The organism is Rivularia sp. PCC 7116 (assembly GCF_000316665.1).
Lineage (GTDB): Bacteria > Cyanobacteriota > Cyanobacteriia > Cyanobacteriales > Nostocaceae > Rivularia.
In genome coordinates this window covers 1,698,703-1,713,498 of the sequence record NC_019678.1, presented here as the reverse complement: position 1 = coordinate 1,713,498, position 14,796 = coordinate 1,698,703, and the positions used below count along the sequence as shown (strand labels likewise).

The following is a 14,796-nucleotide window of genomic DNA, read 5'->3' as shown; positions in this document are numbered from 1 at the left end:
TAGCCGCTCACCTTCATCTTTAATTGTTCGCTAATAACTGTTAACTAATAAACCGCGCTTGGTAGCGATAGCGGTAAACTGACTATTAGATAAGATTCGTTGGTTTAAAGTAATGTCAGTAGCTTCTAACTCTTCCCTGCGCGAGCAACAGCATCCCTTAATTCGTCAGTTGGCTGATAGCATCGAAAGAATTTGGCATCAGCATTTGGATTTATCTCCCTATAATTTACCTGCTGAGTTGGGGTATGTGGAAGGTAAGTTAGAAGGTGAAAAACTGACTATTGAAAATTGCTGCTATCAAACAACCCAGTTCCGCAAGCTACATATGGAACTTGCGAAGGTTGGCTCAATGCTGGATATTTTGCATTGTGTAATGTTCCCTCGCACTGAATACGATTTACCAATGTTTGGTTGTGATTTGGTGGGCGGTAGAGGGCAGATTAGTGCAGCGATCGCCGATTTGTCTCCACTTCATTTAAATGGCTCTTTACCATCTAGTTACAATACCGATCTTGGTGCGTTACCTGAATTGAATTTTTCTCAACCCCGCGATTTACCCGAATGGGGAGAAATTTTTTCGGAGTTTTGCATTTTTATACGCCCTGGCTCTCCTGAAGAAGAAAAAATGTTTCTGGGCAGAGTTGAGAATTTTTTAGAAATCCATTGTCAAAACGCTGTTACTGCAAAACCCGTACAAGCTGAAACAGCAAACAAACTGTTGCAAGGGCAATTAAATTACTGTACTAAACAGCAGCAAAATGATAAAACTCGCCGCGTTTTAGAAAAAGCTTTTGGTTCGGATTGGGCAGAATACTATATGACAACTGTTTTATTTGATATTCCATCTTGAATATTTATTGTGTTTTTGGATTTGGAAATATTTTGCAATTATGATACAAGCCCAGTTTTATAATGACTGGGTTTTTTACGGCATATTAAAAAATAGTTGGAGATTGTTATATAGCAGTTTTCAGTTGAATAGAATACACCCCTCTACTGGCGGAAGCAGAGGGGAAGGGGAGCCACTGCGTTGCGGAGGTTCCCTCCCTTGAGCAAACGTTCCGTTGTAGCAAGTGGCGTGGTGAGTTTTCTCAAACTGTATTGCACTCAAATGAAAAGCGCGATAGTTCTCAGTCAACAGTTGTATCAAGTAACGGTGTATTATTAAGCCTCACTATAAAATTATTGCCGTGCAGAGTTAACTATTAATTTAAAATCCAGCTAATTAACCTTATAAATACTATTACCCATCTGTAGATTCTGTTACTTTTTAAGACAGTATTTGAATGTAGAATTTATAAGAGTGTGAGTGAAATGTAGCTATAGAAGATTAATAAGTCCCAGACGTTAAGTGATTAATAATTTGCGTTAAATACTAATTCGTTTGCGATTTCAATTATTAAGCTTTTAGGCATATATAATGGTTTTCATTTGAGGAACATACAAAATTAACCTCTCCTGCTTTGGAAGGGATTTTTTGGCTTTGCTTGAGGTCTCTGAAAGCATATTGTGCTCAATTGGAAAAGTTATATATAAATATCATGTTGAATTCGTATTTAATGTCTCAATTCTTTTCTTGATTCATTAATTTACTTGTGAGTACGGTGCAAAATTTGGTTGATAACCAGCTATCTCAATATTTTTCTACCTGAAACTCAAATAAATGATATCAAAGCCTCACTATATGATTTTACTAAGGTTTTATCGATATCATTGCTGACTTTTATTTTTTTAATAATTGTCAGTTGAGAACACAATATATTGCAGAATATTTTCAATAATATATTGAATTACTCGGCATTATTAGCTATAAGCTAGCTATGATTAGCTTAATCAAAATGAACGTTTTAATTTATAAAAAAAACGAGCGATAAACGCGCAGCAACTATACAGCAAAGTGAAGTTTATTCTCAAAAAAAATTTATAAAACCTGCTTGAAAAAACTTTTTTAGTCACGATTCTAGCTTGAGATGGAATTACTTATTATTTCGACTCAGCATGATTCAAAGTATGGAGTAACCTATCATGTCAAGAATAAGTGAAAAACCAGTCCCAAGAGAACAACCGCTTGATAAATCCAGACTATGGTGGGGTCTCGCAGCAGCAGTACCTTTAGCTATTACGGCTGGAATATTAACAAAAGTAAGAATAGAACAATTAGAACAATCAGATATGCCAGTACCGGTTACGCCCGCGATTAGTAGCGTAAATGCAGTAGGGCGCTTGCAGCCAAAAGGAGAAGTAATTAGACTTTCTGCACCAACAGGAATACAAGGTACATCGCGAGTAGAAGAAATGTTAGTCAGAGAGGGGCAAAAAGTCAGAAAAGGTCAAGTAATTGCCGTTTTAGATGGATTTAGGAGCAGTCAAGCTGCGGTAGAGCAAGCAAAAGCCAAAATTCAAGAAAGCCGTGCAAATTTAGCTGGTGTAAAAGTTGGTTCGCCGCGAGAAATTCAAGCTCAAAAAGCGATAATTGCTCGACTTGAAGCGCAGTTACGCGGTGAAGAACAAGCAAGTAACGCCACGATTGCTCGAATAAAAGCACAGTTACGTGGAGAAACTATTTCTCAACAAGCAACTGTGAATCGTTTAGCAGTAGAACTACAAGGGCAACAAGAATCTCTCAGAGCCTCAGTCGCAAGGGTGCAAGCGGAAGCTAGAAATGCTCAAGTTGATGCTCAACGTTATGAAAATTTGTACAGACAAGGTGCTATTTCTCAGCTAGAGCGCAATAGAAGAAGACTTGCCGCACAGACTGCAACTCAACAACTCATAGAAAGTCAAGCCAATCGCAGACAAGTTATTGCAAGCTTGCGGCAGCAATTAGCCCAAGCTACAGCAGACAGAGGAAAAACTATCGAAATTTTGCGACAACAGCTTTTAGAAGTATTAGCCAATCAAGACAAAACTATAGCAACTTTACAAAGGCAGGCAGACGAACAAAAAGCTAATTTAAGCAGACTTTCAGAACTTCGCCCTAGCAATACTCGGATGGCACAAGCTCAGGTTAATAGTGCGATCGCGCAATTAAAAAAAGCCGAAGCTGAGATGAAATTGAGTTATGTAATCGCACCAGTTGCGGGGGAAGTTTTAGAGATATATACCAAAGCTGGAGAAACCATGAGTGCCGAAGGTATTGCCGAAATTGGACGTACCGACGAAATGATTGTGGTAGCTGAAGTTCCCGAAGCGAGTATTAGTAGAGTGCGTTTGGGACAGTTAGTTTCCATAATCAGCGACAACGGAGCATTTAGCGGCAAGCTGCAAGGAACCGTCTCTGAAATTGGTAGAAAAATAGGCAAGAGAAATGTACTCAATACCGATCCAGCCGCAGATGTAGATGCAAGGGTTGTAGAAGTCAAAATTGCTCTATCCGAACAAGATAAAGAGAGAGTCGCAGGGTTAACTAATGCCAAGGTGATAGCTACGATTCAAATTTAAAAAAGTTAAAAAGGTCAAAGGTTAGAGGTTAAAGGTCAAAGTTAAAAATTTATAACTACTAATTTATAACTACTAATTTTTAACTCCTAAATGTTCACTATATGTCCCTTCGGGACACGCAGCGCTAACACTGTTTACTGTTCACTGATAACTGATGGCAAAACTACCTTTAGCATGGTTACAACTCAAGCGTGAAGCATCTCGTTTAGCAGTGGCATTAGCGGGGATTGCTTTTGCGGATGTTCTAATGTTTATGCAGCTTGGTTTCCGCGATTCTTTATATTATAGTAACGTTCGTTTTCATAGTAGTTTGAAAGGGGAAATAGTTTTAATCAATCGTCAGACGAGTGCTATCTTGTCGATGAAAAGATTTTCTCAAAAAAGGCTTTACCAATCATTAGATTTAGAGTCTGTAGAGTCGGTTCATCCAATTTATGTAGACTATACTAGTTGGAAAAATCCCCAAAATGGTATTCCTCGAAATCTTTTAGTTATAGGAATTAATCCACAACATAATATATTTGCTCTTCCTGGTTTAAAACAAAATTTAAATCAAATTCAGTTACCAAATGTAGTGCTATATGACCGTTCTTCTCGACGGGAATACGGCCCAATTGTAGCGCAATTTGAACAAGGTAACGATGTTAAGGCAGAAGTTAGAAGAAAGTTAGTTAAAGTAGGAGGCTTATTTACTCTAGGTGCTTCATTCGGTTCGGATGGAAACTTAATTACTAGCGATTTGAATTTTCTCAGAATATTTGTAAACCGTCAACCAGGATTAATTGATATAGGTTTAATAAAGTTGAAACCTGGTGCAGATCCAAATCTTGTTGCTCAACAGTTAAGAAGTTATTTAAATCCAGATGTTAAAGTTTTAACGAAACAAGAATTCATCGATTTTGAAAAAAACTTCTGGGCAAGTAGTACTGCGATTGGCTTTATTTTCACTTTAGGAACAATCATGGGTTTTATTGTCGGAACCGTGATTGTTTATCAAATACTTTATACCGAGGTTTCAGACCATTTAGTTGAATATGCCACTCTTAAAGCAATCGGCTATTCACATAATTATTTTTTAATTGTAATTCTTCAAGAGGCTTTTATTTTAGCAGTTTTAGGATATTTACCTGGATTAGCTTTTGCTTTATTTCTATACGAACAAGCAAGAGCAGCTACTCTTTTACCGGTTTTCATGAGCTATAGCAGAGCTATTATGGTTTTGTTTTTAACTATTATCATGTGTTTTATTTCAGGAATAATTGCCGTGAGAAAATTAAAATCAGCTGACCCAGCAGACATTTTTTAGTCAGCAATAATTTAATAGTTAACAGTAACCAGCGAACATGAGAACTCTAATTCCTAACTCCTCACCACAAACTAGTAACATGATGAACACAGAACCTGTAATTTCAATCAAATATCTGAATCACTACTACGGAAAAGGTACGCTCAAGAAACAGATTTTGTATGATATTAATCTGGATATTTATCCGGGTGAAATTGTGATTATGACGGGGCCTTCTGGCTCGGGTAAAACAACTTTGCTGAGTTTAATCGGCGGCTTACGTTCCGTACAGGAAGGAAGTCTAAAGTTTTTAGGCGAAGAACTGTATCGAGCCAATGCGAGAAAATTAGTTAACATCAGACGCAATATTGGTTATATTTTTCAAGCACATAATTTGCTAGAGTTCTTAACTGCTAGACAAAACGTTCAAATTGCAGCAGAACTCAATAAATGTATTTCTCAAAGAGAAGCTATTGCTCAATCTAAAAATATTCTACGAGCGGTTGGTTTGGAAAATAGAATAGATTACTTTCCCGATAATCTTTCTGGAGGTCAAAAACAAAGAGTTGCAATTGCTCGGGCTTTGGTGAATAATCCACCTTTAGTTTTAGCTGATGAACCCACAGCCGCATTAGATAAACAGTCAGGAAGAGATGTTGTTGAAATTATGCAGCAACTAGCTAAAGAACAAGGTACTTCTATTTTGTTAGTAACCCATGATAGCCGTATTTTGGATATTGCCGACCGTATTATAAATATGGAAGATGGGCTGTTAACTAGCGAACAGCTAACCCTTAGTAACTAAATTAATTTTTTATTTTAGATTTTAGATTTTAGATTGAATATGTGTCAATCTCCTAATGTAGGTGTTTCTAGATTGATGCTAATGATTAATCTAAAATCATAAATCCTGTTGAGCTAAATTAACTGGCTGTATTTATTTGGTAACTGATAACTGATAACTGTTTACGGCTCATTTTCGAGAACCAGTCTTGTTGTTTTTTGGCGAGTGATTCATAATACCGCTGTTACCGTTGGCGGAACGACTGGTACGGAAAGTTACATTAACGCCTTCGTTAGATTGTTCTAATACTAATAAAGGTGTGGGTTTAGCTTTTTGATCCCAATGCATAAAGGCTATTCTACCTTGGATAGTCGGTTGCCAGCTATCATGATCTTCTGCGGGACTTAGATAGGTTTCAACGCAGTCAATTAGCTGGCTGATGGTGGCAGAGCTTGTTTGCGTAGGCAATTTCATTAACCTAATTTGAATGCGAAAAAGTACTCGCTTACCGTTCTCTGTAGCAGCACCAGTTTCATATTCGACATCAAAGGTTTCGTCTACTTGTCTTCCTGCGCTACTCGCGATTCCCACTACTCCTTGTTTGGCATGATTGGGGCGGAGTGCTTGAGAAATTTTATCTTTAATTTTTATTTTTATTTGATTAACGATGGCGAAGTGAAAAACTTCTTCTTCCATCCGCATTCGCAAATAATCGAGGTTGAATTCCCGCGAGTTGATTAAATCGGGGTTTGTTTCCATTTTACGAATCGTTTGGAGAGATAGCTTCAGCTTCTTTTCTAACTCTCGGGTGCGAAATTTTTCAAACCGAAGCTTCTTCTCTAGCTTTTTGATTTCGAGTTTGCCGTAGATTATTAAGCCAATTACCATTACGGTAAGCCCTCCAGCTACCATTACTGGCAATGGAGGTAGTTGATTTTCGGTAGCGAGTACCTTTTGAGATGTCTGTGTAGCTTTTGCTGCGGGAGATTGAGCAACAAATATCGAAGTTGACATAATTGAAACAGGGAAAAAATTGGACTCCTAATCATTAGGATGCCCAAATTTGCAACTCCGTTTTGCGGTAGGATTATATTTTGTTTGAAATATTTTGAAGTAAATTTTAGATATCTAAAAGCTACTGAGTTTATAGTACATAAGAATTATATTTTTTAATGTCTTGTTTACCGCTTCCTCAACATCAAGAAAATAACTGTTTTAGCAAAATCCGTCTTGTAGCTACGGATATGGATGGTACCTTAACCACGGAAGGCAAATTTACTGATACCCTATTGCAAGCTTTGCAAGATTTGGCAGCTGCTAATATCACAGTCATTATTGTTACCGGGCGTTCCGCTGGTTGGGTTAGTGGTTTGGCATATTATTTACCAGTATTTGGTGCGATCGCTGAAAATGGCGGTTTATTCTATCCTTCGCAAAGCGAGCAATCTGTAGCTATTACACCGATACAAGATTTAAGTCAGCATAGAAGGGATTTAGCATCTGTTTTTCATGAATTACAGCTTGATTTCCCTCAAATAAAAGAATCTAACGATAACCGTTTTCGCGTTACGGATTGGACGTTTGATGTGGCAGGTTTAAGTATCGACTCATTACAAACCATGCAGCATCAATGTCAGGAGTTAGGTTGGGGATTTACTTACAGTAATGTTCAGTGCCATATCAAACCTTTAGGACAAGATAAGGCTGTGGGGTTATCGCAAATACTACAAGAATATTTTCCTGAATATACCTCAGATGAAGTTGTTACTGTCGGGGATAGCCCTAATGACGAAAGTTTATTTGATAAAAGTTATTTTGGTGTCTCGGTGGGTGTTGCCAATGTGTTGGAATACGTTAGTAAATTGCAGCATCAACCAACTTATATAACTCAGGCTAGCGAAGGTAAAGGTTTCTGCGAACTATCTAATCATCTTTTACAAGCTATTTCATAAAGTTAATAAGATATATATCAAAAAAAAGCATAATATACCAAATTATACTTGTCATAAAATTGAAGTCAGTGTAATTATTGTTCAATGGCAGCACCATATTTCAACTAACGGTTTGAAAGTTCCCCTCACGGCTAGCAATAAACTAATATAGGCTGCTTGATATAGCAGTAATGGTAAGTGAGTCGATTTGTACGTTCTTTCTTAAGTATTGCTGTTGCTGTAAATAAATTTCTTTGCAATCAATAATTTGATTTGTTTTTTTTATGCAAGAATTTGAAAATTCCTCAACCGTTAATGATAGTTGTGCGGCTGACGCATTAAATAACACAATCAAAGAGACGTTATTGTTGATTAGCCGTAGAAACAGCGATGAGGAAGTACAGCTTGCTTTGCAGAAATTGCAAGGTTTGCTTGCGCTTTCGCAAACAGATAATGAAAGTTTAACTCAAAAGCTGCACAAAGAAATTCGTAACCGAAAATTGCTTGAGGATAAGTTAAGTAGTTCGGAAGCGAAACTGCGGGGTATTATTGAGTCAATTAAAGATATTATCTTAGTCGTAAGCATTCAAGATAAAAAATTGTCTAATGTCGAAATTTTACCGACTTGTGCAAGTAATGCCGATGCTACTACTAACAAATTAATAAATAAGACTGCGGAGCTTTTCTTTGGGGAAGAAACCGCTCAACTTTTCTTACAACAGGTTGAACAGGCTTTAGATACACAAAAAAATCTGCATATTGATTACCAATTACAAGAAGAAGATTATCAAGTCTGGTTTACCGCTAGCATTTCTCCGATTTCTGACAAAAGCGTTTTATGGGTAGCGCGAGATATTACTCAACGTAAAACGGCTGAGGAAGCTTTAAGAGAAAGCGAAGAACGTTTTCGTGCTGTTTACGAACAAGCTGCTGTCGGAATTTTTATGGTTTCGCTATATGGAGAATTTATTGAGGTAAACCCGCGCTTTTGCGAAATAATTGGCTATAAAGAAGAACTTTTAAAGCAGGTAAGTTGGCAAGATATTACCCATCAAGATGATATCGAAGCTGAATTAATGCATGTGCGACAGCTGTTTACCAACGAGATTTCTAACTACTCTTTACAAAAACGATTTATTCGTAAATGGAATAGATATTATCAAGAGCAATGGGTTAATGTTAGTGTTTCATTGGTACGCAACAAACAAGGAATGCCCGATTATTTTCTAGGGGTAGTCGAAGATATTTCTCAACGTAAATGGACGGAAGATGCTTTACGGGAAAGTGAAGAACGTTTTTGCGCCATTTTTGAGCAAGCCTCGGTGGGAATTTATCAAATCAAATTATCTGGAGAATTTATTGAAGTTAACCCACATTTTTGTGAAATTATTGGCTATAGCGAATCGGAATTATTAGATTTAAGCTGGCAAGATATCACAGACTTAGATAATTTAGATTCTTGCATGGAGTTGATGTCTAATATTCTTAATCATAAAACTAACGCTAATTCGATACACAAACAGCTTATTCACAAAAATGGAGATTTTATAAGATTGAAGGTTAGTATTTCGGTAATTAGTGATGGTAATGGTACTCCACAGTATTTTCTTTGCATTGCTCAAAAGTTATTAAGTTCAAAGGTTAAAGTTTAAAGGTCAAAGGTTAAAGGTTAAAGGTTAAAGGTTAAAGGTTAAAGGTCAAAGGTTCAAGGTTAAAGGCTAAAGGTTAGAATTATTTTGATGTTCAATTACCAATTACCAATTACCAATTACCAATTACCTAATAACTAACAGCATCAATCTTGGGAGTATAGCGCCATAGTTGATACAAACGTGTTGCAGGCATTGTTAAATACAGCATATCTCCACCGCTCAAACAGACTTCGAGTAATTCCCAACCGTGGATAGTTTGAGAATTAGTTTCTACGTACAAAGGTACAAAATCGGCTGACATGGCTGCTTCTTTAACTCTTTTCCCGCAGAATGGATGTGATGGTGTAATTATTGTGGCAAATGCTACCCATAAACTATCTGCTGTGATACCATTACCAAGAATTCTACCGCCCAAGGCTGCTGCTGCAAAGGCAGGAGCGGCAAGTTCTGCGGGACTTAAAACTGCCTCAAAATCAAATACTTCCTGTGCCATGCGGGCAAAGTCTGGGTCGGCATAATTTACTACTACGGTAATTTTTGAGGATAAACCTTTAGCTTTAAGAGCAATTTCGACGTTAGTCGCATCATTACCTGTAACGGCAATCAAAGCAGCGGCATTTGTGACATTGCAAGATTTCAAAGTTTCTGGAAAGCTGGCATCAGCATGAATAGTCGGAATACCCAAACTGCGAGCGGTATTGATAAACTTACCGTTGCTGTTGGGTTCAACTACCACAACTTCTTGCCCGTTATTGTAAAGCTGCTGGACGATTTTGATGCCAATACCACCTAATCCGCAAACAATATAGTGATTGCGTCGAGGTACTCTTGCTGCATCCCAAAATTGTTTGAAACGGGTTCCCAAAACAAAATCATTCAGCAAAGCATACCAAATACCAAATATTGCGGCTCCTACCAGCATCATAATTACGGTAAATATCTTGATGCTATCGGGAGCACTTTCTACAGTTGTTTCGTTGCCGCCTGCCCCAGTAATCATACCTACAGAAAAATATAGGGCATCAATAACAGACATATTCAGTTCGGCAGATACATAAGTAAGCGTTGCTAAGGAAATAATCATCATTAACAACATTGCTCCAATCAACACTGATTGAGCGTGATGCCTAAATTGACGTAAATTCGTAAAGACTTTCACCAGTTTTGTAATTAGTGATTTACGGGTTGTACGAACTTGGGGTTGAGTTCCGACAATCAAGCGATCGCCTTTTTGGAGTTCGTGCCCAGACATGACTGCCGAAACTAAATCTAAATCGCCTTCTACGGGCAAATAATAAATAAGCATCCGGGAACGATCTTCCCATAATTCATTGAGTTTGCGACCGTTCCAAGGATGATATTGATGAATATATTCTTCGTGTATAGGCCAAGTTTGCTTAAATAATTTGATTTGTCCGATAGCTTTATTTCCTAAAGCAGCAAAACTAAATACTGGTGCAGCTAAACCCGCAACACTCATGCTTAAATGGTCTGGCAAAGTCAAATCTAAACGTTCGCCCAAACTAGTGTTAAAAAAGCGGTTAATTATCCGAATGCGGGGATTAAGCACCCGTGCTTGCATAACAATCCACAAATTTAATGCGTCATCTCCTCCAGCAATAACCAAAGTATTAGCTTGCTGGATTCCTGCCGCTTTGAGAGTACTAGCCGCATGTAAATCGCCAACAATTACATCTCCAGCCCTTTCGCCAGAAATAGCTTGATGGTGAATACCAACAACTAAAGCACCTTGCTGTCTGAGCAAACGAAATATTTTATATCCGGTGCGTCCTAAACTACAGACAATGATTCTGGGTTTCATATAAAAGCAGCAAGATTGATACGAAAAGCTGCATTCCTTAAAAGCGTTTATTCACATTCTTGATCGCACACACCCATAAGAACTGTAGCCGAACGAACGATATTAAGTAATTGGACAAAAATATTTACAGTCATTATGTAATTAATTCTGTCTGACTACTTATCAAAACATTAAAAGAGATTGGTAATTGCTAATCGGTAATTGGGAAAGAAGTAATAAGTCACAAAATCGTAAGCAGGTGTTTCAGTATTAAAGATGAAAATTAATTACCTATTACCCATTACCTATTACCCATTACCTAATTAGAACGATAAGCAGGAAAGAAATTTGACTGAAACAATTTCTCAACTCCAATATTCAAAGATTCTGCTCGTAGATTAGTTAGGTAACTATATTTCTCCCAATCTGGAATCAATCGCAACGCAAACCAATCATGCCTTTGCTTGGAAAAACCGGCTTTGAAATGATACAAGCTGTCTTTTGTACCTCCAACACCACTTCCTATATGCATCAATTCGTTACCGCGTTGCTTTGCCCAATATCGGACATAGTCTATTAAGTAATTAAATGGAGACTGCTGCAAAAACTTGTTTTTGGTTCCACCCAAATGGGCTTGAACTATTCCACCACACTCAAAAAATATACAGGCTGCGGCAATTTCTGATTTTAATTCTACTAAGCACAAGTGGATATTTCCATGTAAATTTTGTAGATCGGAAAAATACTCTTGACTAAAGTAATAAGATTGCTTGGCTGCAACCCGATTCATGGTTTCCTCGTAAATTACCTGAAAATTATCAACATATTCGACCAAATTCACCATCCTCGCAGTAAATCCAAGTCGCTTACATTTATTAATTGTACTTTGATGACCTTTTCTAGTATTTGCCCAGATTTGTGACTCTGAAAGCTTTAAATCAACTGAAATGGTTTCGCCAATTTTGTTAATAGTGTCTCTTGAAAAGATAAAACTAAATTTATTGTTCAATATCGGATGTAGCCGGAAAAATGCCGAACATACTCCCTTACTTTTAAAATAGTAATTTAATTCCTTGAGAGCAAAATCGGTAAAAATATCAGAATTAGCAGCGGCTCGATTCAATAAAACACCAGAATAACCATATGGTGAGATTGCATCTTTATACTCTTGTGCTTTTGAACCCAGGATGTCATTACACGAACGAATTAAAAAAGGTAAGAAAAATATTTTTTCGCCATCACTTATGATAAAAGCTTGCGAATCTGCTTTATTCCTTTTTGCTTCTAAACGCGCATATTCTGGTAAATGGTAAACATCATATCGAAGTTTACGTAGGGTTTGCAGCCATAAGGGATTTTGGCTATCAATTACTTGAATATTCATGGGTTAGCAGCTTCGGTTTCTGCTTTTTTCTCCGCCATTTATATAACCGATGCTTATTAAGAATATTCCTCTTAATAAACTTAAAAATTGCCGTACAGCTAACTAAGGGATGATTGAGAAAAGTTCGGATTAACTTGTTGATATATTGTTGCTGCTCGATAAAATTTCCTTCTTCCCTGTATATAAACAAACAAGTTAAATAACGGTAAATCTCTTCTGACTTGATGATGCGATTGTATTCAAATTCTAAGTATTCATTCAGCAGTTCATAGCATTTTATAGCTTCTTTTAGCTGCTGTATTTTTTTCATACTGCTAAATAAACCGTTGCTATGAACTCGATAAACCCCTAGAGATTTGTTAATATAGCCAATTTTTCCATATCTGGCATTCAATACGTGCAGTACCCAATCTCCACAAACGATATTGCAGTACCATTGTGGAAATTCATTAAATAAACCTTTTCTGTAGAGCGTCGAACAGGTTGGTATAAAGTTACTTTTTAAAATGCTTTCTAAGTCGGAGAATTGGTACGGTTCAAAATCGTTGTAACTCCGAGAATTATCGGCATCATCCTCGAAAACTGTTGTAACATCATGAAAACAGATTGCACATTCAGGATGATTATCTAAAAAATCCACCTGCTGCTGTAGCTTGGTTGGAGTTGTCCAATAGTCATCACCATCTAATAAAGCAATATATTCACCAAGGCTTGCTTCAAGTGTTTTGACAAAAATCTTTTGCCCGTAGCAGCCCAAATTTTCTTCGGGTAATATCAAGCGGATTTTATCTGGATACTGTTTTTGATAGTCAATAACAATCTCCCGCGTTCTATCGCTAGAAAAATCTTCACCTATAATGATTTCATAACTAAAATCAACTTCTTGCAACAGTACACTTTCTATTGCTTGTGCAATAAATTTTTCATGGTTGAAAGTGACAAGAGATACGCTCACTTTTATCCGATCTTTCTTCAGTTGTGAATTATTAGCAAGCGTAAACATTTCGGTAGAGCATTTCATTATTTATATTTTCCCCTGTACTAACAAGCCTTAATATCTGACAAATATTACTTATTTCTGAAATTCCTATGGCAGTACCCGTAGGTAATGCTAGTACTCTGGCTGCTAAATGCCTGGTATTAGTTAACATCAAACCCATATCAGCAATACGAGAACGATAAGGTTCCATTTGATGACAACCAGGATAAAAGTAGCGCCTTGCTAGAACATTCTCCGCCCACAAAATATCGTAAATTTTGTCACGACTAATTCCAGTTATTGATTCATCAATTTCAATAATTACGTATTGATAATTACATTGTTCTGCATCGTCATAATTAATTAAATTTATGCCCCTGATATTGGATAATTCTTGTTGATATTTTTGGTAATTTCTACGGTTTATATTAATAAAATCATTTATACTTTCAAGTGATGTCAACCCCATAGCGGCAGATACTTCGCTCATTTTGCCGTTAATTCCTATGAAATCAACACAATCGTAATTACTAAAACCGAAGTTCTTCATTAAACGAATTTTATTGGCTAACTCGCTGTCATTTGTAACAATTGCACCCCCTTCAAAACTATTACAAAATTTGGTTGCATTAAAACTGAATACTTCTACATTGCCAAAATTACCTATCATTTGACCTTGATAGGAACAGCTAAAAGCATGAGCAGCATCAAATAAAAGTTTTAAGTTGTAGCGTTTAGCAATTTCTGCAAGTGCTTCTACATCACATCCCCTTCCCCACAAATGAACTCCAATAATTGCCGTAGTTTTATCTGTTATTAATGATTCTATTTTTTTTGGATCTATGTTATGAGTTTTAGGGTCAATATCGCAAAAAACTGGTTCAATTCCTTGCCATTGCAAAGCATGAGCGGTAGCAACAAAAGTAAATGAAGGAACGATAACTTCACCTTTAAGTTCGCAGGCTTTGATTGCTATTTCTAATCCTATAGTCGCATTACAAGTAGCAATACAGTGTTTTGCTCCTACTAATGAAGCTATCTGATGCTCGAATTCTTGTACGAAATTTCCATTATTTGACAACCATTTACTATCTAAAATATCGTTAATACGTTGCAATAAAATTTCCCTAGAACCAATATTCGGACGACCTACATGCAACTTTTCGTTAAAAGTTGGTGAACCACCAAAAATAGCAAGTTCGCTAATCTTGTTTTTCATATTACTTTTATTGCCTTTTAAATTAGCCAAAATTTACATGTTTCCTTGAGGCGTTTATGGGGATATAAATATTTTGATAGATTCCCTTTTGCGCGTTTCAGAACATCTGTATGAGTTGGCAATCAAAAATAAGGCTTTTAAAGATGAATTAAATCGGAAACTATACATTTAGACGCATAAAATGTAGCTCTGCCGATAAAATATCTTTTTTTATATTTGTGCCAAATATACCGATAATCATGTCGTTAAAATGATTCTAAAACTGTCAAAAATAAAACTAAAAATCAACTTGACTTAATATTGAAAGTTGGTCTTAATAC

11 protein-coding genes are annotated in these 14,796 nt (G+C 36.7%); 6 read left to right on the top strand and 5 right to left on the bottom strand.

Annotated elements, in window-relative coordinates; all coding sequences use genetic code 11:
- The first annotated feature begins 112 nt into the window (after nucleotides 1-112).
- The 4 genes from RIV7116_RS06500 (at nucleotide 113) to RIV7116_RS06485 (ending at nucleotide 5,531) form a co-directional block, all read left to right on the top strand.
- The gene (locus RIV7116_RS06500) at nucleotides 113-850 is read left to right on the top strand and encodes a phycocyanobilin:ferredoxin oxidoreductase (RefSeq protein WP_015117483.1); all 738 of its coding nucleotides are present in this window, start codon (nucleotides 113-115) and stop codon (nucleotides 848-850) included.
- Between the two features lie 1,175 nt (nucleotides 851-2,025).
- Entirely contained in the window at nucleotides 2,026-3,441 is a 1,416-nt protein-coding gene (locus RIV7116_RS06495; RefSeq protein ID WP_015117482.1) for an HlyD family efflux transporter periplasmic adaptor subunit, read from the top strand.
- 154 nt (nucleotides 3,442-3,595) lie between these two features.
- Nucleotides 3,596-4,747, top strand: coding sequence for an ABC transporter permease DevC (devC, locus tag RIV7116_RS06490; RefSeq protein ID WP_015117481.1), 1,152 nt, complete (start codon nucleotides 3,596-3,598; stop codon nucleotides 4,745-4,747).
- 82 nt (nucleotides 4,748-4,829) lie between these two features.
- On the top strand, nucleotides 4,830-5,531 hold the full coding sequence (locus tag RIV7116_RS06485; RefSeq protein WP_044290787.1) for a DevA family ABC transporter ATP-binding protein: 702 nt from the start codon (nucleotides 4,830-4,832) through the stop codon (nucleotides 5,529-5,531).
- Between the two features lie 168 nt (nucleotides 5,532-5,699).
- On the opposite strand, the gene RIV7116_RS06480 is transcribed toward RIV7116_RS06485, so the two are convergent.
- Nucleotides 5,700-6,524, bottom strand: coding sequence for a hypothetical protein (locus tag RIV7116_RS06480; protein ID WP_015117479.1), 825 nt, complete (start codon nucleotides 6,522-6,524; stop codon nucleotides 5,700-5,702).
- Nucleotides 6,525-6,682: 158 nt separating this feature from the next.
- Here RIV7116_RS06480 and RIV7116_RS06475 point away from each other — a divergent pair, with 158 nt between their 5' ends.
- Together RIV7116_RS06475 and RIV7116_RS06470 are read left to right on the top strand one after the other, a co-directional pair.
- Nucleotides 6,683-7,462: an HAD family hydrolase gene (locus tag RIV7116_RS06475; protein ID WP_015117478.1), complete on the top strand. Its 780-nt coding sequence runs from the start codon at nucleotides 6,683-6,685 to the stop codon at nucleotides 7,460-7,462.
- Between the two features lie 263 nt (nucleotides 7,463-7,725).
- Entirely contained in the window at nucleotides 7,726-9,093 is a 1,368-nt protein-coding gene (locus tag RIV7116_RS06470) for a PAS domain S-box protein (protein WP_015117477.1), read from the top strand.
- 127 nt (nucleotides 9,094-9,220) lie between these two features.
- Here RIV7116_RS06470 and RIV7116_RS06465 read toward each other — a convergent pair whose 3' ends face one another.
- From RIV7116_RS06465 to RIV7116_RS06450, 4 genes are all read right to left on the bottom strand, one after another.
- Nucleotides 9,221-10,915, bottom strand: a complete 1,695-nt coding sequence (locus RIV7116_RS06465) for a TrkA family potassium uptake protein (RefSeq protein WP_015117476.1) — start codon at nucleotides 10,913-10,915, stop codon at nucleotides 9,221-9,223.
- 298 nt (nucleotides 10,916-11,213) lie between these two features.
- Nucleotides 11,214-12,278 carry a GNAT family N-acetyltransferase gene (locus RIV7116_RS06460; protein WP_015117475.1) on the bottom strand — a complete coding sequence of 355 codons (1,065 nt, stop codon included), beginning with the start codon at nucleotides 12,276-12,278 and terminating at the stop codon, nucleotides 11,214-11,216.
- Entirely contained in the window at nucleotides 12,259-13,233 is a 975-nt protein-coding gene (locus tag RIV7116_RS06455) for a glycosyltransferase (protein WP_157229256.1), read from the bottom strand. Before RIV7116_RS06455 ends, RIV7116_RS06460 begins: the two co-directional genes overlap by 20 nt.
- Before the next feature lie 31 nt (nucleotides 13,234-13,264).
- Complete coding sequence (locus tag RIV7116_RS06450; RefSeq protein WP_015117473.1) at nucleotides 13,265-14,476, bottom strand: aminotransferase class I/II-fold pyridoxal phosphate-dependent enzyme; 1,212 nt, start codon at nucleotides 14,474-14,476, stop codon at nucleotides 13,265-13,267.
- Nucleotides 14,477-14,796 lie beyond the last annotated feature (320 nt).

Coding starts and splice junctions, on each gene's coding strand:
- RIV7116_RS06500 (WP_015117483.1), top strand. CDS start 113: ATGTCAGTAGCTTCTAACTCTTCCCTGCGCGAGCAACAGCATCCCTTA.
- RIV7116_RS06495 (WP_015117482.1), top strand. CDS start 2,026: ATGTCAAGAATAAGTGAAAAACCAGTCCCAAGAGAACAACCGCTTGAT.
- devC (WP_015117481.1), top strand. CDS start 3,596: ATGGCAAAACTACCTTTAGCATGGTTACAACTCAAGCGTGAAGCATCT.
- RIV7116_RS06485 (WP_044290787.1), top strand. CDS start 4,830: ATGAACACAGAACCTGTAATTTCAATCAAATATCTGAATCACTACTAC.
- RIV7116_RS06480 (WP_015117479.1), bottom strand. CDS start 6,524: ATGTCAACTTCGATATTTGTTGCTCAATCTCCCGCAGCAAAAGCTACA.
- RIV7116_RS06475 (WP_015117478.1), top strand. CDS start 6,683: ATGTCTTGTTTACCGCTTCCTCAACATCAAGAAAATAACTGTTTTAGC.
- RIV7116_RS06470 (WP_015117477.1), top strand. CDS start 7,726: ATGCAAGAATTTGAAAATTCCTCAACCGTTAATGATAGTTGTGCGGCT.
- RIV7116_RS06465 (WP_015117476.1), bottom strand. CDS start 10,915: ATGAAACCCAGAATCATTGTCTGTAGTTTAGGACGCACCGGATATAAA.
- RIV7116_RS06460 (WP_015117475.1), bottom strand. CDS start 12,278: ATGAATATTCAAGTAATTGATAGCCAAAATCCCTTATGGCTGCAAACC.
- RIV7116_RS06450 (WP_015117473.1), bottom strand. CDS start 14,476: ATGAAAAACAAGATTAGCGAACTTGCTATTTTTGGTGGTTCACCAACT.